The sequence below is a fragment of the Pseudomonas sp. genome (genome assembly GCF_030150285.1).
In the GTDB taxonomy this organism is placed as follows: domain Bacteria; phylum Pseudomonadota; class Gammaproteobacteria; order Pseudomonadales; family Pseudomonadaceae; genus Aquipseudomonas.
Genome location: NZ_JASLGE010000070.1, coordinates 87,642 through 114,309, shown reverse-complemented (window position 1 = coordinate 114,309; position 26,668 = coordinate 87,642). Strand labels below are relative to the sequence as shown.

General features: G+C 59.3%; 20 protein-coding genes. 13 read left to right on the top strand and 7 right to left on the bottom strand.

Features of this window, described 5'->3' with window-relative positions; all coding sequences use genetic code 11:
* Positions 1-134: 134 nt before the first annotated feature.
* From Q1W15_RS15975 to Q1W15_RS15960, 4 genes are read left to right on the top strand one after another with little or no spacing between them, the layout of a single operon-like run.
* Positions 135-2,900, top strand: a complete 2,766-nt coding sequence (locus Q1W15_RS15975) for an ATP-binding protein (RefSeq protein WP_300730163.1) — start codon at positions 135-137, stop codon at positions 2,898-2,900.
* 27 nt (positions 2,901-2,927) lie between these two features.
* On the top strand, positions 2,928-3,917 hold the full coding sequence (locus Q1W15_RS15970) for a 2-hydroxyacid dehydrogenase (RefSeq protein ID WP_300730154.1): 990 nt from the start codon (positions 2,928-2,930) through the stop codon (positions 3,915-3,917).
* Between the two features lie 60 nt (positions 3,918-3,977).
* Positions 3,978-4,415 (top strand): hypothetical protein, encoded by a 438-nt coding sequence (locus Q1W15_RS15965; RefSeq protein WP_300730153.1) that lies wholly within the window; start codon positions 3,978-3,980, stop codon positions 4,413-4,415.
* Positions 4,412-4,816: an META domain-containing protein gene (locus Q1W15_RS15960; RefSeq protein WP_300730152.1), complete on the top strand. Its 405-nt coding sequence runs from the start codon at positions 4,412-4,414 to the stop codon at positions 4,814-4,816. The genes Q1W15_RS15965 and Q1W15_RS15960 overlap by 4 nt, the downstream gene beginning before the upstream one ends.
* An 86-nt stretch (positions 4,817-4,902) precedes the next feature.
* Here Q1W15_RS15960 and Q1W15_RS15955 read toward each other — a convergent pair whose 3' ends face one another.
* The gene (locus tag Q1W15_RS15955; RefSeq protein ID WP_300730151.1) at positions 4,903-5,367 is read right to left on the bottom strand and encodes a TlpA disulfide reductase family protein; all 465 of its coding nucleotides are present in this window, start codon (positions 5,365-5,367) and stop codon (positions 4,903-4,905) included.
* A 125-nt stretch (positions 5,368-5,492) separates the two neighbouring features.
* On the opposite strand from Q1W15_RS15955, the gene arsC reads away from it, so the two are divergent.
* From arsC to Q1W15_RS15940, 3 genes are read left to right on the top strand one after another with little or no spacing between them, the layout of a single operon-like run.
* On the top strand, positions 5,493-5,846 hold the full coding sequence (arsC, locus tag Q1W15_RS15950; RefSeq protein ID WP_300730150.1) for an arsenate reductase (glutaredoxin): 354 nt from the start codon (positions 5,493-5,495) through the stop codon (positions 5,844-5,846).
* Entirely contained in the window at positions 5,843-6,448 is a 606-nt protein-coding gene (gene wrbA / locus Q1W15_RS15945) for an NAD(P)H:quinone oxidoreductase (protein ID WP_300730149.1), read from the top strand. The genes arsC and wrbA overlap by 4 nt, the downstream gene beginning before the upstream one ends.
* Positions 6,441-6,848 carry a DUF2069 domain-containing protein gene (locus tag Q1W15_RS15940; protein ID WP_300730148.1) on the top strand — a complete coding sequence of 136 codons (408 nt, stop codon included), beginning with the start codon at positions 6,441-6,443 and terminating at the stop codon, positions 6,846-6,848. The genes wrbA and Q1W15_RS15940 overlap by 8 nt, the downstream gene beginning before the upstream one ends.
* A 246-nt stretch (positions 6,849-7,094) precedes the next feature.
* Here the strand turns inward: Q1W15_RS15940 and Q1W15_RS15935 are convergent, their stop codons facing one another.
* Positions 7,095-7,766: a DNA-3-methyladenine glycosylase I gene (locus Q1W15_RS15935; protein ID WP_300730147.1), complete on the bottom strand. Its 672-nt coding sequence runs from the start codon at positions 7,764-7,766 to the stop codon at positions 7,095-7,097.
* 30 nt (positions 7,767-7,796) lie between these two features.
* The gene (ttcA, locus tag Q1W15_RS15930; RefSeq protein WP_300730146.1) at positions 7,797-8,621 is read right to left on the bottom strand and encodes a tRNA 2-thiocytidine(32) synthetase TtcA; all 825 of its coding nucleotides are present in this window, start codon (positions 8,619-8,621) and stop codon (positions 7,797-7,799) included.
* A gap of 237 nt (positions 8,622-8,858) precedes the next feature.
* On the opposite strand from ttcA, the gene Q1W15_RS15925 reads away from it, so the two are divergent.
* Both Q1W15_RS15925 and Q1W15_RS15920 read left to right on the top strand, forming a co-directional pair.
* The gene (locus tag Q1W15_RS15925; protein ID WP_300730145.1) at positions 8,859-9,461 is read left to right on the top strand and encodes a Yip1 family protein; all 603 of its coding nucleotides are present in this window, start codon (positions 8,859-8,861) and stop codon (positions 9,459-9,461) included.
* Positions 9,462-9,601: 140 nt separating this feature from the next.
* Positions 9,602-10,096 carry a SprT family zinc-dependent metalloprotease gene (locus tag Q1W15_RS15920; protein WP_300730144.1) on the top strand — a complete coding sequence of 165 codons (495 nt, stop codon included), beginning with the start codon at positions 9,602-9,604 and terminating at the stop codon, positions 10,094-10,096.
* 48 nt (positions 10,097-10,144) lie between these two features.
* Here the strand turns inward: Q1W15_RS15920 and Q1W15_RS15915 are convergent, their stop codons facing one another.
* The 3 genes from Q1W15_RS15915 to Q1W15_RS15905 all read right to left on the bottom strand — a co-directional run bounded on the left by Q1W15_RS15915 (position 10,145) and on the right by Q1W15_RS15905 (position 13,945).
* Positions 10,145-11,482, bottom strand: a complete 1,338-nt coding sequence (locus Q1W15_RS15915; RefSeq protein ID WP_300730143.1) for a dicarboxylate/amino acid:cation symporter — start codon at positions 11,480-11,482, stop codon at positions 10,145-10,147.
* Positions 11,483-11,924: 442 nt separating this feature from the next.
* Entirely contained in the window at positions 11,925-13,271 is a 1,347-nt protein-coding gene (locus Q1W15_RS15910) for an ATP-binding protein (RefSeq protein WP_300730142.1), read from the bottom strand.
* Positions 13,268-13,945: a response regulator gene (locus tag Q1W15_RS15905; protein WP_300730141.1), complete on the bottom strand. Its 678-nt coding sequence runs from the start codon at positions 13,943-13,945 to the stop codon at positions 13,268-13,270. The genes Q1W15_RS15910 and Q1W15_RS15905 overlap by 4 nt, the downstream gene beginning before the upstream one ends.
* 140 nt (positions 13,946-14,085) lie before the next feature.
* Between Q1W15_RS15905 and Q1W15_RS15900 the strand changes: the two genes are divergently transcribed.
* A complete protein-coding gene (locus Q1W15_RS15900; protein WP_300730140.1) occupies positions 14,086-14,823 on the top strand; it encodes a 4'-phosphopantetheinyl transferase in 738 nt (245 codons plus the stop codon).
* Positions 14,824-14,842: 19 nt separating this feature from the next.
* Here Q1W15_RS15900 and Q1W15_RS15895 read toward each other — a convergent pair whose 3' ends face one another.
* Positions 14,843-21,514, bottom strand: coding sequence for an NEL-type E3 ubiquitin ligase domain-containing protein (locus Q1W15_RS15895; protein ID WP_300730139.1), 6,672 nt, complete (start codon positions 21,512-21,514; stop codon positions 14,843-14,845).
* Positions 21,515-21,660: 146 nt separating this feature from the next.
* Here Q1W15_RS15895 and Q1W15_RS15890 point away from each other — a divergent pair, with 146 nt between their 5' ends.
* The 3 genes from Q1W15_RS15890 (at position 21,661) to Q1W15_RS15880 (ending at position 26,464) form a co-directional block, all read left to right on the top strand.
* Positions 21,661-23,415, top strand: a complete 1,755-nt coding sequence (locus Q1W15_RS15890; protein ID WP_300730138.1) for an ATP-binding protein — start codon at positions 21,661-21,663, stop codon at positions 23,413-23,415.
* Between the two features lie 3 nt (positions 23,416-23,418).
* Positions 23,419-24,756: a sigma-54 dependent transcriptional regulator gene (locus tag Q1W15_RS15885; protein WP_300730137.1), complete on the top strand. Its 1,338-nt coding sequence runs from the start codon at positions 23,419-23,421 to the stop codon at positions 24,754-24,756.
* A 385-nt stretch (positions 24,757-25,141) separates the two neighbouring features.
* Positions 25,142-26,464, top strand: coding sequence for an MFS transporter (locus Q1W15_RS15880; protein ID WP_300730136.1), 1,323 nt, complete (start codon positions 25,142-25,144; stop codon positions 26,462-26,464).
* The last annotated feature ends 204 nt before the right edge of the window (positions 26,465-26,668 follow it).

Genomic DNA, 26,668 nt, shown 5'->3' with positions numbered 1-26,668 from the left:
ACCGGTATTCGATCAAAGGCCTCACACTCGCCGGTAAATTTTCGAAGGTTTGCCCGGCATCAAATAGCTACACTGCGCCAAGCGCTGTGCCATGTGGGCAGCAAATGTTTAAAGTGTGTGGGCTGGAGAGTGGCGTGCTGAAAAACCTGGGGATCAAAGGCCGCGTATTGTTGCTCACGCTCGTGCCTGTGACGCTGATGGCCATGGTGCTGGGCGGCTACTTCACCTGGCTGCAGCAGTCCGAGCTGCAATCGCAGTTGCTGCAGCGCGGCGAAATGATCGCTGAACAACTCGCGCCGCTGGTCGCCCCTGCCATGGGCCGGCAAGACTCGGCACTGCTGAGCCGCATTGCTACCGAGTCCCTGGAGCAACCGGATGTACGGGCCGTGGCGTTTCTGGGGGCCAACCATGAAGTCCTCGCGCATGCGGGCCCGACCATGCTCAACCGCCCACCACTGGGTAATAGCACGCAATTGCTGCAACGCTCAGACAACGACGCCACCCGCTATTTATTGCCGGTGTTTGGCCGTCACCGCAACCTGGCCGGCGATGTCATTCCAGACGAAGTCCATCGCCTGCTGGGCTGGGTAGAACTGGAATTGACCCACAACAACATGCTGCTGCGGGGTTACCGAAGCCTGTTTGCCAGCCTGCTGTTGATTGGTGCCGGCTTGATACTCAGCGCCCTGCTGGCATTGCGCATGAGCCGCACGATCAATGCGCCGCTCGACCAAATCAAACAGGCCGTGGCGCAACTCAAGGACGGGCAGTTGCAAACCCGCTTGCCACCGCTGGGCAGCCATGAACTGGACGAGTTGGCGTCCGGTATCAATCGCATGGCCGAAACCTTGCAAAATGCTCAGGAAGAACTGCAACACAGCGTCGACCAGGCCACCGAAGACGTGCGCCAGAATCTGGAAACCATTGAAATCCAGAACCTGGAGCTCAACCTGGCGCGTAAAGAGGCCCTGGAGGCCAGCCGCATCAAGTCCGAGTTCCTGGCCAACATGAGCCACGAGATCCGCACCCCGCTCAACGGCATCCTGGGGTTCACCCACTTGCTGCAAAAAAGCGAACTGACGCCCCGCCAACTCGACTACCTGCACACCATCGAAAAATCGGCCGACAGCCTGCTGGGCATCATTAACGAAATTCTCGACTTCTCAAAAATCGAGGCCGGCAAACTGGTGCTCGACAGCACCCCGTTCAATTTGCGCGACTTGCTGCAAGACACCCTGACTATTCTGGCCCCTTCGGCCCATGAAAAAGGCTTGGAACTGGTCAGCCTGACGTACCGCGATACACCGCTGTCACTGATCGGCGACCCGCTGCGGCTCAAACAAATCCTCACCAACCTGGTGAATAACGCGATCAAGTTTACCCGCGAAGGCACGATTGTCGTGCGGGCCATGCTTGATGATGACGATGAATTCAAGACTGAAGGCAGCGCGCAGTTGCGCATCAGTGTGCAAGACACCGGCATCGGCCTGACCAGCCAGGATGTGCAGGCGCTGTTCCAGGCTTTCAGCCAGGCCGACAACTCCTTGTCTCGCCAACCTGGCGGCACCGGGCTGGGCCTGGTGATTTCCAAGCGGTTAATTGAGCAGATGGGCGGTGAAATCGGCGTTGAGAGCATCCCCGGCGAAGGCTCGGTGTTCTGGATCAGCGTCCGGTTACCCAAAGACCGTGTTGACAGTGAAGACCTGCCTGGCCCACCGCTGCTGGGGACTCGCGTGGTCCTGCTGGAAAAACACGACCTTGCGCGCCAGGCCCAGCAACATCAATTGGAAGACTGCGGCCTGGATGTAACGCCGTTTACTACCCTGGAAAATCTTACCAACTGCGTGACAGGTGCCCACCAGACCCCACAGGCCATTGGCCTGGCGGTGCTGGGGGTCACGGCCAACGACATTCCGCCCGAACGCCTTAACCAGTCAATATGGGACCTGGAGCGCCTGGGCTGCAAAGTGTTGGTGTTGTGCCCCACCACCGAACAAGCCCTGTTCAGTACCTCCGTGCCCAACCCCCACAGCCAGCTCCAATCCAAACCGGCCTGCACCCGAAAACTGCGGCGGTCACTGGCCGATCTGATCAGCCCGCAACAGGCTCGCACCGAGCCCGGCGAGCGACTGGCCAGCCGGGCACCGCGCATTTTGTGTGTCGATGACAACCCCGCCAACCTGTTGCTGGTGCAAACCCTGCTGGAAGGCATGGGGGCCAAGATCACGGCAGTCGACAGCGGCTACGCGGCCATCGATGCGATCAAGGCTTACGATTTTGACATGGTCCTGATGGACGTCCAGATGCCCGGCATGGACGGCCGCGAGACCACAGAGGTGGTGCGCCAATGGGAAAACGATCAACAGCGGACGCCACTGCCGATCATTGCCCTGACGGCTCACGCGATGGCCAATGAGAAACGCGCACTGTTGCACAGTGGCATGGACGACTACCTGACCAAGCCCATCAGCGAACGCCAACTGGGCCAGGTGGTTTTGAAGTGGACCGGGCTGGCCCTGCGCAGTAACACCCGCGAAGAACACTTTGAGAACGCCCGCGACAAAGCGGCACTCCCCGTTCTGGACCACGAGGAAGGCCTGCGCCTGGCCGCTGGCAAGGCCGATCTGGCCCAGGAGATGCTGGCCATGCTCCTGACCTCGCTGGACGCTGACCGTGAAGCGATTCTGCAGGCGCGCCATCTGCGCGACAACACCGCGCTGATCGAACGCGTGCATCGCCTGCACGGCGCGACCCGCTACTGCGGCGTCCCGCAACTGCGCGCGGCCTGTCATCGCAGCGAAACCCTGCTCAAACAGGATAACCCCCACGCCTGGGCCGCCATCGACGAACTGGATCAAGCCATTACCCGCCTGGCCAATGAAGCACGCCACACCCCCTGAGCACGCCGCACACCAAGGAAGACCACCATGCGCATGATTCTCTTCAGCAGCCAGACCTATGACCGCGACAGTTTTACCGCCGCTGCCCAGCCTGATGACCTGGAACTGCACTTTCAACCCGCGCGCCTGACCCTCGATACGGCGCTCCTGGCCCATGACCATGAGGTCGTCTGCCCGTTTATCAACGATGACTTGAGCGCCCCCGTACTCGAGCAATTAGCCGCGGGCGGCACCCGCCTGATCGCGCTGCGTTCGGCCGGGTATAACCACGTCGACCTGACGGCGGCCAAGCGCCTGGGCTTGAACGTGGTGCGGGTACCCGCGTATTCGCCTCATGCTGTCGCAGAACATGCCGTGGCCCTGATTCTGGCGTTGAACCGCCGCCTGCACCGCGCGTACAACCGTACCCGTGAAGGCGATTTCACCCTGCACGGGTTGACCGGCTTTGATCTGGTGGGCAAAACCGTGGGTGTGGTGGGCACCGGTCAGATCGGTGCAACCTTCGGCAAAATCATGACCGGCTTCGGTTGCAAGCTGCTGTGCTTCGACCCGCACCCCAACCCGCAGTTGCTGGCCTTGGGGGCCGAGTATGTGAGCCTGCCGGCGCTGCTGGCCGGGTCGCACATCATCAGCCTGCATTGCCCGCTGACCTCCGACAACAAACACCTGATCAATCGCCAGTCGCTGGCGACCCTCAAGCACGGTGCCATGCTGATCAACACCGGGCGCGGAGCGCTGGTGCACACGGCCGCCCTGATCGACGCGTTAAAAAGCGGCCAGCTCGGCTATTTGGGGCTGGATGTGTATGAAGAGGAAGCCCAGTTGTTTTTCGAGGACCGCTCCGACCTGCCGTTACAAGACGACGTGCTCGCCCGGCTGTTGACCTTCCCCAACGTGATCATCACCGCACACCAGGCTTTTCTGACCCACGAGGCGCTGAATGCCATTGCCGGCACCACGCTGGACAACATCGCCGCCTGGAGAAACGGCACGCCGCACAACCTGATCGAAGGTTGAAACCTCAAGGCGAGGCCCTTGATGTCTGCGTGCTAGCATAGCGGCCTATTTGGAGGACCCATGGTCGAACACGATTTCCGCTACAACCTGTTGAGCCCACAACACACCTTGATCGAATGCCGCGCCCTGATGCCGGGCCGTTATCAAGTCACCGGTAACGGTGGCTCGATCCAGAACAATGATGTGTTGATCGTAACCCTCAAGGGCAGCAAGGACTTGGCCATGCGCTTGACGGTCGAGAAAGTCCGCCACCTGATCAACCCGCGTGGCCAGTGGGTGGCCGTGGCCAACGGGCCGGTGTTTGGCGAGTTGGCCATCCATGAATGGCAAGTCAGCTGCGATGCCTGTGCCAAAGTGCTGAAATTTGAGTTCGCGGTCGATGCCAAACTGGGTGCCAAGGCGCAAAAGCCGGCAGCCAGCGCGCGTATCGCTGAACTGGGCTGGCGCACCGAAGGCAGCCAACACCTGTGCCGCAACTGCCAAAAGGCTGCGCAATGAAACGCCTGATGCTGTTGGCGCTGACAGGTGCAGGCCTGGCAGGCTGTGCAGGGGACCCGGTGACGTTGCAGCACAACCACGCTTACGTGGTGGAGTGGATTGGCGAGCGCCCGCTGATCGACAGCAGCCACCTGACCGTGACCTTCGATGACAAGGGCCGGGCTTACGGCAGCGGCGGGTGCAACCACTGGTTCGCCCCCTACACCCTGAACGGCAGTACGCTGACCTTCGGCGGCGTGGGCAGCACTCGCAAGGCCTGCGCCCCGGCGCTGATGGAGCAAGAGCAGCGGTTCTTCACGGCCCTGCAAGCGGTTCAACGCTGGGACATCTCACCCATCGAGCAAGTGCGCTTCTGGCCCGCCGAAGGCAAGCCATTGCGGCTATGGCCTGAAGAAGGCTGACCCAACCGTAGGAGCGAGCGTGCTCGCGATCTTTTGAGCTTTTGCTTCGCCAACATCAAAAGCTCGCTCCTGCAACGGGGTTGGCGTCAAGCCCCTTTCAATTCCTTGATTTTGGCCAGCACGCCCGCCGCTGTCTGCTCGCCCATCATCTGGGCGCGTACCTTGCCCTTTTCATCAATGATGTAAGTCACAGGCAATGCTTCGCTGCGCGGCAGCTCAAAGAACTCGGCCGGGTCCTGCGCCAAGACGGTAAAGGTGATGCCCATCGCGGTGCTGGCATCGCTCAATTCCTTGCCCTGCAAGCCGTCGAAATTGACCCCGAAGACGCCGACCGACTGCCCTTGCAACTGTTTTTCCAGCGCATTGAGCTCCGGGATTTCGACCCGGCACGGCCCGCACCATTCAGCCCAGTAGTTAATCACCTTCCACTGCTTGTCCAGTCGCTCGGAAGCGACCTTCTGACCGTGCTGATCGACCCCGTAATCATTGCCGCAACCCGCCAGCAGTAACGTGGCGGCGACGACCGCAGTCGCCATGAGTCGCTTGAACATGCGTTGATCCTTCTCGATAAAGACACAAAAAGTAAAATCGACAGCGGCCATTTACCGCACACGGTTCAGGCTCGCCCGCCAGGCGGGTAGAATAGCCGCCACCTTACGCAAGAAGCGACCCGCACATGACCGATCTGACGCTTTATCACAACCCGCGCTGCTCGAAATCGCGCGGTGCGCTCGAACTGCTTGAAGCCCGCGGCCTCGCCCCCCATGTGGTGCGCTACCTCGACACCCCGCTCAACGCGGCCCAACTGAGTGCCTTGCTCGGCAAGCTGAATAGGACGGCGCGCCAACTCTTGCGCACCGGCGAGGACGAGTACAAAACCCTCAACCTGGCCGATGCCAGCCTGAGCGAGGCGCACTTGATCGCGGCGATGGCGGCACACCCCAAGCTGATCGAACGGCCGATTCTGGTCGTCGGTGACAAGGCCGTCATTGGCCGTCCACCGGAAGCGATTCTGGAGATCCTGCCGTGAGCGAGCCCTACATCCTGGTGCTGTATTACAGCCGGCACGGTGCCACTGCCGAGATGGCCCGCCACATTGCCCGAGGTGTCGAACAGGGCGGCCTGGAAGCGCGCCTGCGCACAGTGCCGGCCATTTCGACGGAATGCGAAGCGGTGTCTCCCGACATTCCCGAAGACGGCCCCCTGTACGCCAGCCTCGATGACCTGAAGCACTGCGCGGGCTTGGCCCTTGGCAGCCCGACACGCTTCGGCAACATGGCCGCGCCCCTCAAGTACTTTCTGGACGGCACCAGCACGCTGTGGCTGACCGGTGCCCTGGTTGGCAAACCGGCGGGCGTGTTCACCTCCACCGCCAGCCTGCATGGCGGCCAGGAAAGCACATTACTGTCGATGCTGCTGCCCTTGATGCACCACGGCATGCTGGTCACGGGCCTGCCGTACAGCGAATCGGCGCTGCTCAACACCACGGGCGGCGGCACGCCTTACGGCCCGAGCCACTACGCGGGAGCCGAAGGCAAACGCACACTGGACGAGCACGAAACCGCCCTGTGCAAAGCCCTTGGCCTGCGCCTGGCGACTATCGCCTCGAAACTGGAGAACCGCCGTGGCTAAACAGCCAAAGGTGCTTCCCTCCATCGACTGGTTGGTGCCACGTGTGCGGCAGATGCGGGCACTGAGCCTGGTGTGCTTCTTCGGCCTCATTGGCTTGTTGTGCGTGTACTACCTGGCGTTTGCCAACCTGCACGGCGCGCGGCCTTGGGTGATCCTTTTGATCGAACTGGTGCCGCTGGCCATCCTCGTGCCCGGCATGTTGATGGGCAGCGCACGCGGTCACTCGTTCACCTGTTACGTGGTCAACCTGTACCTGATCAAGGGCGCATTGGCTGCGTTTGATCCCAACCGGCAACTGTTCGGCCTGCTGGAAATCGCGGCCAGTGTAGCGGTGTTCATCAGCGCGATGCTGTACGTGCGTTGGCGTTACCAGTTGGACCGTCGTTTGGCGGGGGAGTAAACAACCCTGTAGGCGCTTGCTCGCGATCTGTTGATCTTTAAAAGCTTCGGCCTATCCATTACTGCGGTCACGGCTACATAAGGTGCCGGCCAGCGTGGTTTAAGATCAACAGATCACGAGCAAGCTCGTTCCCACAAACACTCCCATCCGTAGGAGCGAGCTTGCTCGCGATCTTTTAAAGATCAAAAGATCGCGAGCCATCGAGCGTCGACCGGCTGTTCCTACAGCCGCCATACGCTCAAGCGGTCAGTGGTTAACGGTGAACGCCAGCATTTGAGACAACTGGCACATTGGCCGGCCACTGTCGGCATGCCACTGATTAAAGGCGTTCTGCACAATGGCCAGGTCGCGCAGGCTGGTGGGTGCCTTATCTACCAGTTGCTGAGCGTTCAATGCGGCGACCACGTCGTCGCTCGGCACGAAGGTGTCCTTACCCACCATGCGCAAGAAGCGCGGGGCCGACAAGCCGCCCAACTGGTGCCCATGTTTGGCCAGGTATTTCCATAAGCCAACAATGTCCGTGACCGGCCAATCGGCAATAAACGCCCCGAAACTGCCGTGTTCATGGGCAATATCGAGCACCATCTGGGCATTGCGCGGCACACTTTTGAGCTTGCCCAGGTGACGGATAATCCGTGTGTCCTGCATCAAGCGTTCCAAGTGTTCAGCCCCCATCAGAACGACTTTTTCCGGGGCGAAACCAAAGAACACGTCTTCAAATGCCGGCCACTTGGCATCCACCACACTGTGTTTGAGCCCGGCGCGAAACACCCGCAAGGCCAAGGTCGACAGGTAACGGTCATCGCTGATCTGGCGCAATTGCGCCGGGGTGCGCGGAACGGGCAACTCGGCTTCCAGTGCGGCTGACGAACCAAAGCGGTTCAAACAGTATTCGTGCAGCCATTTGTAGTCGCGCATGCCCTTTGCTCCCGGTAAATGGCGATGACTTTAGAGGTTCAGCAGGTTGACGAAACGAGGCGTGGCGCTGTCGTCGATCTTCAGGCTGGCAAAGTCAAACAGGTTACGGTCCGCCAGTTGCGACGGATTCACGTGTTGCAGGCTGCGAAAGATACTCTCCGTGCGACCTGGCGTCTTGCGGTCCCACTCTTGCAGCATGTCTTTGACCACCTGGCGCTGCAGGTTTTCCTGAGAACCACAGAGGTTGCACGGGATGATCGGGAATTGCTGCAGGTCGGAATACGCTTGAATGTCCTTTTCATTGCAATACGCAAGCGGGCGAATCACCACGTTGCGCCCATCATCGGAACGCAGCTTGGGCGGCATCGCCTTGAGGGTGCCGTTGAAGAACATATTAAGGAAGAAGGTTTCAACGATGTCATCACGGTGATGACCCAGCGCCATTTTGGTCGCACCAATCTGGTCGGCAAAGGTGTATAGCGTGCCACGACGCAGGCGCGAACACAGCGAGCAGGTGGTCTTGCCTTCAGGGATCAGTTCCTTGACCACCGAGTACGTGTCTTTTTCGACGATGTGGTATTCCACACCCAGAGCCTCGAGGTACGCAGGCAGTACATCCTCGGGGAAGCCTGGCTGTTTCTGGTCCATGTTCACGGCCACAATTTCAAACTGGATGGGCGCCACCTTCTGCAGGTGCAAGAGCACATCCAGCAGGGTGTAACTGTCCTTCCCGCCTGACAGACACACCATGACCTTGTCGCCGTCTTCAATCATGTTGAAGTCAGCCACCGCCTCGCCTGCCAACCGACGCAGGCGCTTCTGGAGTTTAAGTTGAGAAACCGAAAGAGTGCCCATAGCCCTTCAAATCCGCGAGTTAAGACCAAAAGCGGGGGATTTTACTGAAAAACCCGCAGTGGACGAAGCCCCTTTAACCACTTCAAAGACTGCAAAGCCATAAGCCCGCGTTTCACAGAACTATTTGCTCTAAGCACCCGCCCATGCAGTTCTATAAGTTCCCTATACTGATAGATGAAGGCATTGAGCCAGCATCTCTATTCGCAGTAGATGCAATTCACATCAGGAGCGCCAGCCATGATCCATCACGTAGTAGGGCTGTTTACACACCCCGATAAAGAGTGGCGCCAGATCCGTGTTGATGCCGAAGAAAGTATCGGCCACATGTACCTCACCCATACCCTGATTCTGGCCGCTATCCCGGCTGTCTCAGCCTATATCGGCACCACCCGGGTGGGCTGGGAGATCGGCAGCCGCGCAGCCGTCATGCTGACCCCGAGCAGTGCCTTATGGATGGCACTGATGTCCTACGCCGCGATGCTGACCGGGGTGGGTATCATGAGCGCCTTTATTCACTGGATGGCCCGTACCTACGATGCGCAACCCAGCTTGGCACGCTGCGTCGCATTCGCCACCTACACCTCGACCCCCCTGTTTATTGGCGGGCTGGCAGCGCTCTACCCGCACCTGTGGGTGGGCCTGATGGTCGGCTCGGCGGCGATTTGCTACACGGTGTACTTGCTGTACGTCGGTTTGCCGACCTTTATGAGCATCGATCCGAGTGAAGGCTTTTTATTCTCAACGTCGGTGCTGGCGGTAGGCTTGATTGTGCTAGTGGCGATCATGGCGTTCACTGTCATTGTCTGGGGCCTGGGCGTAGGGCCCGAGTACGTCGGTTAAAAGCCCGAACCTGGCATCGCACACCCGTGCTCGCGAACTGCTCAACAGATCGCGAGCCCATGCCTGAACCATTCAGCGCCATCTGCTTCGGAACCCATGATGCTTGCGGCATAATCGCGGCTTCAGGAGAACCGAACCGCATGCCCGAGCTGCTCAATAACCGCGTCGAACACTGTTTCCAACAGGCTGAACTGTTTTTCAAACGACCCTTCAAGCGCCCCGTGGTGAGCTTTAAGCTGCGCGGGCAAAAAGCCGGCGTCGCCCACCTGCATGACAATCTGCTGCGTTTTAACCCGCAGTTGTACCGCGAAAACCGCGACGACTTTCTCAAGCAAACCGTCCCCCACGAAGTCGCACACTTGATTGCTCACCAATTGTTTGGTGACCGTATCGCGCCCCACGGCGAAGAATGGCAACTCATCATGCGCGGGGTCTACGAACTGCCTCCCAACCGCTGCCACACTTACGCAATCAAGCGTCGCAGCGCAACACGCTATATCTACCGCTGCCCCTGCCCCGACAGCGATTTTGCGTTCACCGCCCAGCGCCATGGCCTGGTCAGGCAAGGCCGCGGTTATGTGTGCCGCCGCTGCCGCCAGCCCCTGGTGTTCAGCGGCCTGACACGGGTCGAATAAAAGGTGAAAAAAAACCCATCCGAAGATGGGTTTTTTATGCGCTTAACGTTACTTCATGACTTGAGACGGCATCTGACCTTCAGCAACCAGTTGGTCATCTTCAGGCATTGTGTTGTCCAGCGGGCTACCACCGGATGCCAGCTCGCGCTGCATCACGTCGGTGTCCAGCTCTTTCACCCACTTGGCAACCACCAGCGTGGCAACCGCGTTGCCAATCAGGTTGGTCAAGGCACGGGCTTCGGACATGAAGCGGTCAATACCCAGGATCAGCGCCAAACCTGCCACCGGCAAGTGGCCGACAGCCGACAGGGTGGCGGCCAGGACGATAAAGCCGCTACCGGTCACACCCGCCGCCCCTTTGGACGACAGCAGCAGCACCAGCAACAGGGTGATCTGGTGAGAGAGGTCCATGTGGGTGTCGGTCGCCTGAGCGATAAACACAGCGGCCATGGTCAGGTAGATCGAAGTACCGTCCAGGTTAAACGAGTAACCGGTCGGGATCACCAGACCCACCACCGACTTCTTGGCACCCAGGCGCTCCATTTTCACCAGCATGCGCGGCAGGGCCGACTCCGAAGAGGACGTGCCCAGTACGATCAGCAGCTCTTCACGGATGTAGCGGATCAGCTTGATCACGCTGAAACCATGAGCGCGGGCGATGCCACCCAGAACGACCAGTACGAACAGCACGCAGGTGATGTAGAAGCAAATCATCAACTGGCCCAGTTGCACCAGCGAGCCCACACCGTAAGCCCCGATGGTGAACGCCATGGCACCCAGCGCACCGATGGGGGCCAGCTTCATGATCATGTTGATGATGTTGAACATCACGTGGGCGAAGCGGTCGATGAAGTCCAGTACCGGCTTGCCGTAGGCACCCAAGCGATGCAGGGCAAAACCGAACAGCACCGAGAACATCAGCACTTGCAGAATGTCGCCATTGGCGAACGCGCCAACGATGGTCGACGGGATCACGTTGAGGATAAAGCCAACGATACTTTGATCCGCGCCCGCCGTGACGTAGGCCGCGACTTTGGAGGCGTCCAGGGTGGACACGTCAATGTGCATGCCAGCGCCTGGCTGCACCACGTTTACAACGATCAAGCCGATCAACAGCGCAACCGTCGAGACAATTTCAAAGTAGAGCAAGGCATAACCACCGGTCTTGCCGACCGACTTCATGTTCTGCATGCCGGCAATACCACTCACCACCGTACAGAAAATGATGGGCGCGATGACCATCTTGATCAGTTTGATAAAACCATCACCCAGGGGTTTGAGTGCGACACCCGTTTCCGGGTAGTAGTGGCCCAACAAAATACCGATTGCGATCGCTAAGATCACTTGCACATACAGGGATTTGTACAGTGGCTGACGAGTCGTCATTGCAAAGTTCCTCAAGTGCATCACTCGGCCATCATTCCATCTGAGACCGGCGATACCTAAAGCGCGAACCCTCCTGAACGTGGAGGGATTTGTTGTGTGGAGCTGCTCTTGTGGCAGACCTCTCTCGCACTTATTGCAAGCCATGGGCCAATTTCAGTAAAAGCCGCGCAATGGCCGATGGCACCTGAGCTTGTAGGATTTCACTGCGATTTCTTGTAGGACAATACTTGGCGGATTTCCGCCCGTTGCAGGGGATACGGCCATCATGATGGCGGATATCCGCCTGCTGCTGGCCTCTGATGTAGAGGTGAACGCAGCGTCGCAGAAGGGCGGCTTCTCCTACGGATGACCGCAGCAATGGATAGGATTGCTGCACGACAGCGCGGTACCGTTTTTAAAGGTCAACAGATCGCGAGCAAGCTCGCTCCTACAAGGGGGGGGGTTAGAGGGTTGGGAATTGGATGCGGAACGCCGCACCGCCCAGCGACGAGTCTTCCAGGGTCAACTGCGCGTCGTAGCTTTCGATAATGTCCTTGACCACCGCCAGGCCAATGCCCTGCCCCGGATGCTGGCGGTCCAGGCGTTCGCCACGCTGCAGGATCCGCGCGCGCTGGTCCGGCGGCACACCGGGGCCGTCGTCCTCTACACACACCTCCAGCCCGTCGGCCGTATGGTGCAAGCTGATACGCACGTGCCCCAGGCACAGCCGGTAGGCGTTTTCCAGCAAGTTGCCCAGCAACTCCAGCAGCGCGTTTTGCTCGATAGGCACATGGCTCAGCGGCGCAATGTCGCAACTGACCTTGACCTTTTTGTCGCGGTAGACCTTGTCCAGGGTGTTACACAGGCTCTCGACCACCGGCAGTAGCTCGACCTGATGGCGCACCAGGCCACTTTTACGCAGGCTGGCACGCTGCAACTGGTAGCTGATTTGCTGGTTCATGCGTTCGATCTGGGTTTGCAGCACCCAGGCCTGCTCACGGTCGGCCGGACGCTGAGCCATGCTTTCACTGACGCCTTGCAGCACCGCCAAGGGGGTTTTCAGGCTATGAGCCAGGTCGTCCAGTGAATCCCGGTAGCGCGCGCGCTGCTCGCGCTCACTTTGCAGCAGGCGGTTCAGTGAGCCCGTGAGGCGCAACAGTTCACGGGGGTGTTCTTCACTGAGGCTTTCGCGCGCGCCATTTTCGATCTGGTCCAGCTCCTGGCTTAAGCGGCGCAGCGCCCGCAGGCCCCAGGTCAAACCAATCCAGAGCAGCGCCAGCAACACAAACAAGGCCGCACCAAACCCCAGGTACAGGTTTTCGCGCAGCCCGGCGAGGGTCATGTTGTATTCACGCATGGGTTGCAACGCGACAAAGCTGAACGCGGCGCTCTTGCCGCCCAGCAACTTGACCTCCACGTCGTAGATAAAGAACTCTTCGCCATTGGCCTCGCGGATACTCACAAACTCATTACCGCGCCCGTCATAGCGCGGCGTGTAGTTAATGGTTTCCTCTTGCGTGGCCCGCGAGCGCCACACCAGGTGCCCCTCGCGGTCATAGATGTAGCCGAGCAGACGGCTGTCCGGCAGGTTGAATTGCTCGTCCGGCAGCAGGGCCGGCATTTTCAGATGGTTTTTTTCGACTTTGGCCGCTGAAATCAGCGTGGTGACATCAGAGGCCAAGCGCTGCTCGATGGCGTCCTTGAGCGCCAGGCTAAAAGCCCCTTGCATGGCAGGTAACAGCGCCAGCATAAACAGCACCGCCAACAGGGTAGCGGCCAGCATCAAGCGAACGCGAAGCGAACGAATCATCGGCAGCGCTCAGTAAACAGGTACCCCAACCCGCGCACCGTATCGATAGGTTTAAAACCGTTTGCCCCCTCAAGCTTGCGTCGCAGGCGCCCAACCAACACCTCGATCACATTCGGATCACGCTCCTCGTCATCCGGGTACAACTGTTCCATCAAGCGATCCTTGGCCACCACTTGCTGATGATGGCGCATCAGGTACTCCAGAATCCGGTACTCATATGCCGTCAGGGCCAGCGGCTCGCCTTCCAGCACCGCTTGTTTGCGATTGATGTCCAGTACCAGCTTTCCCGCCTCGATGGTGGATTGGGTGAAACCGCTGGAACGGCGCAGCAAGGCATTGAGGCGCGCTTCCAGTTCTTCAAACTGGAACGGCTTGACCACGTAGTCATCTGCCCCGGCCGCCAGCCCTTCGACCTTGTCTTGCCAATTGCCGCGCGCGGTGAGAATCAGGATCGGAAAGGTCTTGCCGAGTTTGCGCATTTCACGGATCAGCTCCAGCCCGCCCATACCCGGCAACCCCAGATCAATCATCGCCAGGTCGTGGTTGTACTGACCCACCTGGTACAGCGCCTCATCGGCATTGGCCACAGCCTCGACCACATGCCCGTTTTCGCTCAGGCGTGTTTGCAAGTGATGGCGCAGCAGCGCCTCGTCTTCAACCACCAGCAGTTTCATTGCGCTCTCCCAAGCCAACTCTCTAAGGACCTGTGTCCTGCTACAGCCTAGTCACAATAAGCCGCACCCCCTGAACACATTCTGAACAGTGGCCGACTGGCCACTACCCAGCCAGTGGCAGACCCGGCAAAATGCCCAGCATGAATCGACTTCCCGCCTTGCCTGCCTGCTGCACCCCGTTGCGTGCTGACTGGCCCTTGCCCCAAGCACTGCCCGGCAGTGTGTGGCTCAGCACTGATTTCACCCCGGCCCTGTTGGCCGCTGACGATTTTGCGCGCAGTGCTATTGAAATGCCTGAAAGTATTCAACGCTCAGTAGCCAAACGCCAGACCGAATTTCTGGCCGGGCGCCTGTGCGCCCGGGCAGCCCTGTTGCGGCTGGACGGCACCCAGGCCACGCCTGCTTCGGGCGAAGACCGCGCCCCGGTGTGGCCCGCCCATATCAGCGGGGCCATCAGCCACAGCCACGGGCGGGCCGCTGCCATCGTGGCCCTTAAACGGGATTGGCAAGGCGTAGGGATCGACCTCGAACGCGTGCTCAGCGCTGAGCGCGCGCAACGGCTGGTCAAGGAAGTGCTGACCCCGGATGAACGCCAGCGCCTGGCCACCGGGCGGGCCGAAGACCTTGCGCTGCTGGTCACACTGACGTTCTCGGTCAAGGAGAGCCTGTTCAAAGCGCTATACCCATTGGTGCACAAGCGTTTTTACTTCGAACACGCGGAAGTAGTGAGCTGGACACCCGAGGGCCAGATACGCCTGCGCCTGCTCACTGACCTGACGCCTGAGTGGCATCACGGCCGTGAGCTGGATGCCCAGTTTGGTCTACAGGAAGGGCTGTTGCTCAGCCTGGTGGCGATCAAAGGGCAACCCACCCCATGACCGGCCACCTGGCCCAGGTTCAGGAAACGTCCATAGCCTGGTCCTGAGACGCGCGTTGCGCCTGCTCCGTCAGCTCCTCGATCAACCCGTTGATTCGCTGATCCCGGCCCTCTGTCAGCTCGGTGCCCCTTTGCAACTCAACGTCCTCTGTCAGCCCAACCTCTTTGGACAGGGCGGTGTAATCCTGCTGATACTGGGCCTCAATAGCGGCAAACCGTTCGGCATACCGGGTTTTCAGATAACCGAGCCAGAAAGTTTGCTGGGAAAGCGAAAAACGAAATTCCGGGCGGTTTTCCTTTTCAAGGATTTGATCACTGATTTCAATCACTTGCGCGGCGGTGAGTTGCGCCTCTGAGGCATAGAGGGGCTTTTCGGTATGGATGGGTAAATCCAGCGCCCCTGCCAGTTTGAACCGGTAATGCAAGACGATCTCGTACCCATCGACCTCGGGCTGCACCGCCTCTCTGCGAGCGCCAGCCCCCACGGGCCTTGCATCCATTTCAATCATTCTCTGGCGATAGATAGCGGCAATCGCATCCCCGGCCAATGCGTCAACCTGCTCAAGACGGAACAACATTCTGGCAAAGTTAAAATGGTCCGACTCTTGTTGACTGCCACGCACCCGTTGTTCGAACTCATGGGTCAGCACCGTCATCTCTCTGTTGACAAAGTGCACCATCACCCCGTCTTCACAGGTAGGCACATAATCGGCTTCCATTATTTTTTCGCGCAACAAGGTGTCCTTCAATGCGCTTGTAATCAGTGACCACACGCGCGTCTTCAAGCGGTTCTGCTCAACGCCCGACATAACCGCTTGGGCTTTAGCCAAATCCTTGAGCATGTTTGTAAAGTGCAGGGTGCCGGCTTCGGGGCGCGTAATCAGATCCCACTGCTCTGTCTTCAGGGTTTTTTCCGTTTGCGGCATATCCGCTGACAACCAAGGGTTAATGCCCTGTTGCTGCGATCGATCTTGCGCCGCGGACGGGCCCGCTTCGTGAAACCGCACAGGAATGACACCGAAATTTATATGGGTACGCGTCCGATACTCGGAAAGCTGGCGATGCGTTTCAACCGATAACGGGTTGCCCTGTAGCCGGGTCGCCCGGTTAGCCAGCGCAGGTTGCGAAGCGTCAAACACGGCTTCAGGAATAGTCGTAATCTGATTGGAACGTAGGTCGAGATTTGTCAACCGAGTGAGCCCCAACGCCCCGGTAGGCCACTGTGTAATGCCGGTGCGCCGCAAGTTGAGTTCATGCAAGCGGGTCATGCCGGTAATATCCGGAGGCACCCCCAAAGGGTTACCTTCAAGATACAACCTGCGCAACTGGGTACACCCCGCCAACTGCTGCACACTCTGCGCAGTCAGCACAAGGTGGTTATTCGTCAGGTTGAGGTGCATTAACAATGGCATCCGGCTGATAGCCGTAGGCAAGCGTGTGAGGCTGTTATCAATCATGGTCAGTCTGCGCAGCCCCGGGAAACCATTCAAAAACGCATCAGAACCGCGATGCAGATTCATCTGATCCATATGAAGCGCGCCGACATGACTGAAGTCCCCCGTTAAAGCGGGTAGATCTCCCACCTCGAGCCCGAAGAAATCCAGCGTGTAACCGAGTGCAGTACCATGATTATCTCGAGCGACTTCGCTTTCCCGCCGCCAGGCCCGTTCAATCCTTTGGCGCACCTGCTGGCGGTGAGCCGGGGTCGAAACACCGACATGGGACCCTGTAGTGGGGTAAATGTCCTGGCGCTCCCAATTCGCCAACTCAACCCTGAGCGCTTCGTACTGCGCCCTTTGAGTCGCCAATACCGCCATCCGACTGCCTTCATCAACGCCTAACTGATCGAGAAAGCGAATAAGGTCAGCGGAACTCATGCCCGGGTATAACCCCCGGGCCTGCCGCACCAGGTCCAACGAATGACTCGAGTTGTCATATTCCAGCGTGAAGGGATAGGCAAGAAATGAGATGTCACGCTGCATTGGCGGTTGCTGCCATGGCTTGGGCGGTGGTAACTCAAGCAAGTCGCGAATGGCGCTTCTATGCTTGATCGCCTGCTCACTGATTTTTTGCGCCAGTACGGACGTCTCGCTGACATCCTTGATGCCAATTGCGGCACGTTCCGCGTCATCCAAAGAATGCAGGATGGATGACAACAAGTTATTGCTGGTCATCGACTCCGGATTAAGCGCCACCCCCTCTTGCGAATACGCCCGATACCGGTTGTCGTGCTTGACCAGCACCCGGGTAGTGACACTGTCGGCCGGCCCCAGGCGATCGATCACTGCGCCGTTCAGGTCCTGCTGGCGAACCTCAATACGGATACCGGCCGGCCAACCCGCCAGTGTGGGCAGCATATGCAGGGTCAGTTTTTCACTGTCCGGGGTTGCTGCGGCCTCCAGATACAAACCCTCGTAGGCGCGGGCAAGACGCACCTCTCTGGCGGTCCAGTTGATTTGCTCGTTCACCCTGGGCGGAACGAGCCCGGCATCCAGAAACTGCTTTTGCTCAACCGCAGTGGTGTAGTCAAGCACGTGCTCAATGACACGCTTGGGCAATGTGGGGTGTTTGGCTTGCACCACTTGCACATGGGGGTTATTGCTGCGCTCCTGACTGTCGTAAACCACTTCAAACACATTGGCGGCATGTTCGCGGGCTTTGTCGGCAATTTTCTTGCCCAAGGCCAGCATGCGCGCGTCCAACGACGGGTTGTAATCGCCCAGTAAAAGCCGGGTATCGGCTTCGCTCATCTGGGACAGCAAGGCACGCAGGAAGCTGCCGTTGCGGGTGTCGTCGTAAGTGATTTTGGTACGCGGTAGGCCCGGGCTAAGATCTGGCCCGTATTCCTTCAAGGTCACCCCCTCCTTGTCGACAATTTGCAGCACCTTGCCCCAGGGCCACCCGGCCACACTTTGCAGCAGCACCAATTGCAGATCACTGCGGGCCCGGGACAATGTGTGGGGTGATTGCATATCTTCGATAAAGGTTTGAATCTCATCCGCGACCTTGAAACGCTTCCAGGTGTCCATCAACACCGGCGGAGGTTTGAGGTTGTTGGCATGCACCTGGCGCAATACCCCTTCGTCGGTGTGGCTCACGTCCATGATCTGGCGGCCCACCGCATCGCTTACCGTCCCTCGTTCGGCACGCAAGCGCCGCAGCAATGTCAGGCCAGCCCATTGCAGCGGGTTTTCGCTGCTCAGACGCCAGGCCCCATCACCGTTGTGCTCAAGGGTGGGCGAATTAACGCCTACTTTACTGGGGTGCTTGAAGCGCCATGCATGGCGCGACGCATCGAATTCCACCTGATACACCGAACCGAATAACGTGAGGTATTTATTGGCACCGATCTCGTAGAGCCCCAATTCGCCAGGCACCTTGTCATACACCAGGGTTTTATCGCGCTCGTATTGCGCATTTGAGGTGTCCCACAGGTTAACCCTGCCATCCGGCTGGCGTTTAGCAAGCATGGCATCACCCACACGCTGGCGAAGCCCCTTCGCGTCTACCTCACCGTTCATCCCCAACAGCGTCCGCTCGTGAGGCTGCAAGCGGGCGCTGATTGCCAGGTAAAACTGATCATGGCCCAGCCCTGAGCCGTCCAGTGAGCTGCTCTGAAAACTCCGCGATTTATAGGTGTCATTGCCGTAATAGACCAACTCTACTGTCGGGTCTGCAGGCCCTTGAGGGTCATAATAGCGGCCCGGTTCGGAGGTACTTCTATCGGTAATCACCAGGTCGCGCGATAGCGTGTCATTGAGCACGCCTCTTGCGAATTCTCGCGTCCACAGGTCGATATCACGGTGGTAAGCCCGTGTGTGATAAATGCCATCCAGGGCCTGGTCAACCCGAAGCCTGATGATCAATTGATCGACTGCACGGGCAAATGCCAAGGGCTGGGCATTGTCCGGTCCCAGGGCTCGGCTCACTTGGTAGGGTGTGAACGGGTGGGCGGCCAGGAGCGGCTCAAGGCACTCGATGGACAACGATGGATTGATCTCATGGAGCTTGGCCAGCAGCGGCGTTGTGCTGTCGGCTATGGGCGGGCAGAACACGGGCAAGTACTGACTGGCCGGGTCAGCACTGGCCACCGGATCGCTGCGCTTGTGCCCTTCGAGCCCTGTCAGCGCTTTGAAAATCAGCGTTCGGTCGGCTTTGGCCAAGCCTGCGATCTGCTCCCGAACAAGGGCGATTCGACCGCTATCGCTCAGTACCCTGTCACTCAACTGCCCTAACCGGGACGCAGGCGGCTGCTGCTTAAGAATCAGAGTAAACAACGGCTCTGCACCACCCGGTTGAGTCACTTCGCCCCTGGCCGCATAGCCACCACGATCAAGATGCGTCAGTTCGACATGATTGAGCATCACCCCCGCGCTGTGATCCTGGCCATAGGTATGCGTCAAATGGCCTTGCTGGTTATACACATCCAGCACGGTATCGGCCGGCCAATGCTCAAGCCGGGTCAGCAAGGCAAACACTGCGCCCTCAGCGTTCAACGGCATTTCGCCGCGCAGCGGCAGGTCAGAAATGATCTGGTCAATCAGCCGGTCAGCCTGCAGTCGCAGCACCCCATCGGCCAGCGGCCCGGGTATGGGCTGACCTTGCCAGGTGTTCAGCAAGTCCTCACGGGTCGCGCCCGTGATGTCCAGCACCCGTTGCAGGTCGGTGGGCGTTTTAGTCGGTGCGTCCCCGGGTAGCATGCGGTCAAGCAACTGAATCTCGCTCAAGTTTTGAGCATCATCCAGCGCTAGCCGCCAGGTTGAGGTCGTGGCATCGAACACCACCGGCGGCTTGAACCCGCCTGCCTTGCGGGGCTTGAGGCTAAAAGTTTTACCTTGGGCATCGCGGATCACTTCCAGCGCTACGACCGTGTCACCGTCCTTCACCTTGGCGTACAGCTTGCCGCCGACCTCGTACACACCCTCTGCCGTGGGAGAAAGGGCGTTGAGCGCATCGGCTTCAAGGTGCGGGTAAGTACTGAGGTCCGGGTTCCACAATTCAACCGAGCCGTCCTCACGGGTCACTTTGCGCAACTTGCCGGTGCGGTTCCACAGCGATTGCATGCGCTGACGATGAGCCTTGATCCCCCACCGCGCGACAAAGCCACTGATGATCATGTCTGCGGTATCGCCCAGGGCACCCGCAAAATTACTGGCGTTCCCTTTACTGGCTTCTACAACGCCTTGAACAATGTTGTAGGCCAGAGACCCAAAAATAGCTGTCTGCATGATTCTGTTCAGCCCCAGCACACCGCCTGGCATGGGCGTCGTCAGCATGACCAGAACTTCACTGCCGATAGCGATGGCCTGGTCTTTGAACGCTTGCCAATCCGCAGCAGACCGGGTAGTTGCCAAGCGGCCGATGTTGGCCTGATAGCGACTCTGCTGGCGCTCTGCCAACCAGTCCAGCAGCGTCGGTTTGGGTGACGGGAGTTTCTGCTTGTCAAACTTCAAGTTGGCCAATGACGGCTTGGGGAAAACTGCGTGAGTGCCGTCATAGAGCAGCCCTGCCAGCGGGTTCAAACCTTTGGGGCGTGCCTCATCGCTCAGCAAGCTTTGAAAATGTGCCAGCTCATGCAGTGGCCACTGGCGAGCGAACCACCCCAATTCATTGTTGCGATGATCCTCAATCAGTTGTCGCTTGAAGTGAGGCACGGCATCGCTGCCATTTTCGTGGTAGCGCACTGCGCCACCGAGACGCTGGGGGAAATAACTATAAATGCCTGCGTCGCCCGTGAACTTGATCAATACAAGTGGCGTCGGGAGGTAATCGGGAACAAACGCATTCGGCTCACGCGCCATCAGCATCGGCTCAATTTCAGCGCCAATCTGAAGATTCAACACATTGAGCAGCCTTACATACGCCGTGTGATCAATACCGCTAGTGGCAGCGTTGCGGTAAGCCTCCAGCAGTTCAAACTCAAAGGTGGTACGTGACGCCTCGCGAATAAGCCCCTTTAAAGCGCCTTCGTCCCCCATCTCCCTCAGTAAGGTGGCTGCCAGCGCAGAGCCTATATCCAGACGCCGTACAATTTCGACAAAGGGCGCGACCGGGTATTCCCCTGCGGGCTGGCCCAAGCGAATGTAACTGGCCTGCTCGTAGCTGAACGGCTTGAGCAGGACCGAATCCGTTGCATAACCAAAATTGGCGCACGCCGCATCCCACAGCGTGATGGAGTGCAGCCGGTCTACGTACTTCGACTCATCCAGCGCTCGGCGTTCGCGGCTCGGGTTGAGCGTTTGCAGAGGCTCAGGCGGCCCCCCCCCACGCAGTACATCCAGCGGCGAACGGCTTTCCTTGAACGCCCGGTAACGGGTGTAGATACGGGCCGATTCAGGGTCTACATCGACCCCCATCGCCGCCTTGAGTTCGCGTTTGAGGGCACTCAAATGAGTCGCCTTAAAGGTGTCGCGAATGCGCGTACTTTCGCTCTCCACCGCTTGTAATGCCGCCACCGCTTGGCGCTGCAACTCGACATAGCGCGTTCTCAGCTCATCACTGAGGCCTGCGAAATTGGCTTTCACCCTGTCAGCCATGTATTCAAGGGCTTCTTTTTGTGCCCATTGTTCATGGTTCAGTAAGAGCGGTTTGCGGTCACGCACCGCCGGGGCGTTCATCGAAGCCTTGAGCAGGTCAACGTGTGTCAGCAACTGTGCGGCTTCATCGCGCGACGAGGTAAATCGATTGGGCATCATCATGCCTCCATTCAGGGTTGTTCCCCAACATAGCCCTGCCCGCGTTCAAGCCTGCGGTAGATAAATAGCCATTGGGCCTACGGCGGCGGCCACCACCGCCATGCTATCTTTCGCGCCCCCTTCTCTTAGAGTGCCCGCCCGCTATGCCCGTGACTTTCCGCCATCTGCGTCTGGCGCTGTACACCGTGTTGATTCTGACCGGCACCGTGCTGGCAGGCGGCTGGGCCATGCATCAGGCAGAACGCCATGCCCTACAGGAAAGTGCTGATCGCGGGCCCGAACAGCTCAGCCTGTATGCCAACTCGCTGCACACCCTGATCGAGCGATACCGCGCCCTGCCCGCCGTGCTGGCGCTGGACGCCGAACTCATCACCGCCCTGAGCCACCCCATCACGCCCCAGGTGCAGGACGCCCTCAATCGCAAACTGGAACACATCAATGGTACCGCCGGGTCATCCACTCTGGAATTGCTCGACAGCAGCGGCCTGGCCGTGGCCGCCAGCAACTGGAACACCACCAACAGTTACGTCGGCCACAATTACGGATTTCGCCCGTACTTCCATCAAACCCGCAGCCAGGGTAGCGGGCGCTTTTACGCGGTGGGCGTGACCAGCGGAATTCCCGGCTACTTTCTGTCCAGCGCGGTATTGGCCCCCGATGGCACGTTTCTGGGGGCCATTGTGGTCAAACTGGAGTTTCCGCAACTGGAGCGCGAGTGGAGCCAGGGCAGCGACCTGCTGCTGGTCAGCGATGCTCGGGGTATCGTCTTTATCGCCAACCAGCCTGAGTGGCGTTATCGCTTGCTGCGCCCCCTGTCAGACAGCGACCGCAGCGAAATTTCCCTGACACGCCAGTACCATAAGCAGCCGCTGACGCCCATGACCACGCAGACCCTGCTCAGCCTGGGTGAAAACAGCAACCTGGCACGCCTGGATGGCCCCGAAGGCCCGAGGCAGTATCTGTGGAACTCCATGGCGCTCAGCCCCGAAGGCTGGACCCTGCATTTGCTGCGCCGCCCACAGGTTGCCGCCGAAGACAGCCGCAATGCAGCACTGGCTGCCGGCGGGTTGTGGTTGACGCTGGTGTTTTTGGGCCTGTTTCTGATGCAGCGCTGGCGCCTGGCCCGTTTGCGCCAGCGTAACCGTGAGGAGCTGGAGCAATTGGTCGAGGCCCGTACCCGCGACTTGCGTACCGCCCAGGATGGCCTGGTGCAATCGGCAAAGCTGGCGGCACTGGGGCAGATGTCTGCGGCGCTGGCCCATGAAATCAACCAACCGCTCACCGCCCAGCGCATGCAACTGGCAACCCTGCGCCTGCTACTGGATCACGGCCGCCACGACGACGCTTACAAGGCGCTGACACCGTTGGATCACATGCTTACGCGCATGGCGGCGCTTACCGGCCACCTCAAGACCTACGCGCGGCAAAGCCCCAGCGGTTTACGCGAGCGGCTGGACCTGGCGAATGTGGTGGATCAAGCCCTGCACATGCTTCAGGCACGCCTGAAGGAAGAAGCCGTAGACCTGAACGTCCAACTGACCCGTCCGGCCTGGGTACGGGGCGATGCGATTCGTCTGGAGCAAGTGATGATCAACCTGCTGCGCAACGCGCTGGATGCGATGCGCGACTCACCGCGAAAGCACTTGCACGTTCGTATCAGCGCAGATCAGCAGTTATGGCACCTGACCGTCAGCGACAGCGGTGGCGGGATTAAAGAAGAGCATCTGGGTAAACTCTTCGACCCTTTTTTCACCACCAAACCGGTGGGCGACGGGCTCGGCCTGGGCCTGGCGGTTTCCTACGCCATTGTTCATGAACTCGGCGGTCGCCTGACCGCTTGCAACCAGGGCGACGGCGCGCAGTTTACGCTCACGCTGCCCATCGCACAGGAGGCTTGAAGCATGCTCAACTCGGTGATTGTCGTCGACGATGAGGCCAGTATTCGTACCGCCATTGAGCAATGGCTCAGCCTGAGCGGGTTCGCAGTGCAGGTTTTTGCCTGTGCTGAAGACTGCCTCAACGCACTGCCCGAGCATTTTGCCGGGGTGGTTGTGAGCGATGTGCGTATGCCCGGCATGGGTGGGCTGGCGCTGCTGGCCAGGTTGCAGCAACGGGAAGCTGACTTGCCGGTGATTATGCTGACCGGGCACGGCGATGTACCGATGGCCGTGGAAGCCATGCGCGACGGGGCCTACGATTTTCTGGAGAAACCCTTCAGCCCTGAAGACCTGTTGACCTGCCTGCGTCGTGCATTGGAAAAACGCCAACTGGTGCTGGAAAACCGCCGGCTGCACGAACAGGTCGACAGGCGTGAACAGCTCGACAGCCGCTTGCTGGGCGCGTCTCGCAGCTTGCAGACCTTGCGCCGTCAGGTGCTGGAACTGGCACCGCTGCCCGTCAATGTGTTGATCCGCGGCGAGACCGGCAGCGGCAAAGAGCTGGTCGCCCGCTGCCTGCATGATTTTGGCCCGCGCGCCGACAAGCCCTTTGTGGCGCTCAACTGCGCAGCCATCCCCGAGCACTTGTTCGAGGCCGAGTTATTCGGCCATGAAAGCGGCGCATTTACCGGTGCGCAGGGCAAACGCATCGGCAAACTGGAGTACGCCGACGGCGGCACCTTGTTCCTCGACGAAATCGAAAGCATGCCGCTGGCCCAACAGGCCAAATTGCTGCGCGTGCTGCAGGAGCAAAAACTGGAGCGACTGGGTTCTAACCACAGCATTCACGTGGACCTGCGCATCATTGCCGCGACCAAGCCCGACCTGCTTGAAGAAGCCCGGGCCGGACGCTTTCGCGAAGACCTGGCCTACCGCCTGACCGTGGCCGAGTTGCGCCTGCCGCCGTTGCGCGAGCGCCGCGAAGATATCCCCTTGTTGTACGAATGTTTTTCCCGGCATGCGGCTGAACGCTTGGGACGCAGCGCACAGCCGGTGAGCGGCGCGCAGTTGACGCGCTTGTTGAGCCACGACTGGCCGGGCAATGTCCGCGAACTGGCCAACGTGGCTGAACGCGACGTACTGGGCCTGGGCGAGCAGCCCGACGAATCCCCTGACATCGGCCAATCGCTGGTTGCCCAACAGGAAGCTTTCGAGGCTCAGTGCCTGCGCGCGGCACTGACCCGGCACAAGGGCGAAATCAAAGCGGTGATGGCAGAACTGCAACTGCCGCGGCGTACCCTCAATGAAAAAATGCAACGCCACGCCCTGGTACGCGAAGCATTCACCCAGCCCCACGAGTAAACACCGCAATGGCCCCGTAGGAGCGAGCTTGCTCGCGATCTTTTGATCTGGCTTTTGATCTGGCTTTTGATTTTCAAAGTGGCACGGCGTAAAGCCGGAACCTTAAGTGGCCGTGACCGCAGCAATGGAGAGGATTGCTGTGCGACAGCGCGGCGTCATTGAGCGTTTAAAGATCAAAAGATCGCGAGCAAGCTCGCTCCTACAGGCTTAGTCATGAGCGGATTTCCGCTTATGCAGGCATCTGCAATCAGCGACAATCCGCTCACCCTTCCCCCTTCCCCCTTATAAACCGGGTGTTTCAGCCTTGGCACAACTCCTGCTATAGCCCCCGCAAGCACGCGTTATGACGCGCGACAATAAATCCAAAAAACCAAGGATCCATTTAATGGATAACTCTAGCTCCCTGCCTGCCGGGTCAGCCGCTGTGGCACCCAAAGAAAAAACGACCTCCAGCCGTATCAAATCCATCTTCAGTGGTTCCGTCGGCAATATGGTCGAATGGTACGACTGGTACGTGTACGCCGCGTTCTCGCTGTACTTCGCCAAGGCCTTTTTCCCGAAAGGCGATACCACCGCCCAATTGCTCAACACCGCCGCGATTTTCGCCGTGGGCTTTCTGATGCGCCCGATTGGCGGCTGGCTGATGGGCCTGTACGCAGACCGTAAAGGTCGCAAGGCCGCACTGATGGCCTCGGTGCTGCTGATGTGTTTTGGCTCGCTGATTATCGCGCTGACCCCAAGCTATGAAGTCATCGGCGTCGGTGCCCCGGTACTGCTGGTCTTCGCCCGATTGCTGCAAGGCTTGTCGGTGGGTGGCGAATACGGTACCTCGGCCACCTACCTGAGCGAGATGGCGACCAAGGAACGTCGCGGTTTCTTCTCCAGCTTCCAGTACGTGACCCTGATCTCGGGGCAGCTCATCGCGCTGGCCGTATTGATCGTCCTGCAGCAAACCCTGACCGAAGAGCAGTTGTACAGCTGGGGCTGGCGGATCCCGTTCGTGATCGGCGCACTGTGTGCGGTGGTTGCCTTGTACCTGCGTCGTGGCATGCAAGAAACCGAGTCATTCAACAAGGTGAAGGTCAAGCCTAAAGAAAGCGCCATGCGCACGTTGCTGCGCCACCCCAAGGAACTGATGACCGTGGTTGGCCTGACCATGGGCGGCACGCTGGCGTTCTACACCTACACCACGTACATGCAGAAGTACCTGGTGAATACGGTGGGCATGAGTATTTCGGACTCCACCACCATTTCAGCCGCCACGCTGTTCCTGTTTATGTGCATCCAGCCCTTGGTGGGCGGGCTGTCGGACAAGATCGGCCGTCGTCCGATCCTGATCGCGTTCGGTGTACTGGGCACCCTGTTTACCGTACCGATCCTGACCACCCTGCACACCATCACCACCTGGTGGGGCGCGTTCTTCCTGATCATGGCAGCGCTGATCATTGTCAGCGGTTATACGTCGATTAACGCCGTGGTTAAGGCCGAGCTGTTCCCCACCGAGATTCGCGCGCTGGGTGTAGGCCTGCCGTATGCATTGACCGTCTCGATCTTTGGCGGCACCGCTGAATACATCGCGCTGTGGTTCAAAAGTGCGGGCATGGAAACCGGTTACTACTGGTACGTGACCGCGTGTATCGCCTGCTCGCTGGCGGTATACGCCACGATGAAGGACACCCGCACGCACTCACGCATCGAAACCGACTAAAGCGCCGCACCCTGTCGCCGCGGCGGCTGCGATCAAACCCGCAACGGGGGGCTGCTACTTGGCAGCCCATCGCAACGTTGAGCCGCGGCTACAGGACTCCCCCACCTAAATCCCCACTCTCAAATCGGATTTTTCTGACTTAATGGTCAGTTAATTCTGATCGGTCATTCTTTTCCTACACAAAGCTTCATCCGGATGACCGGC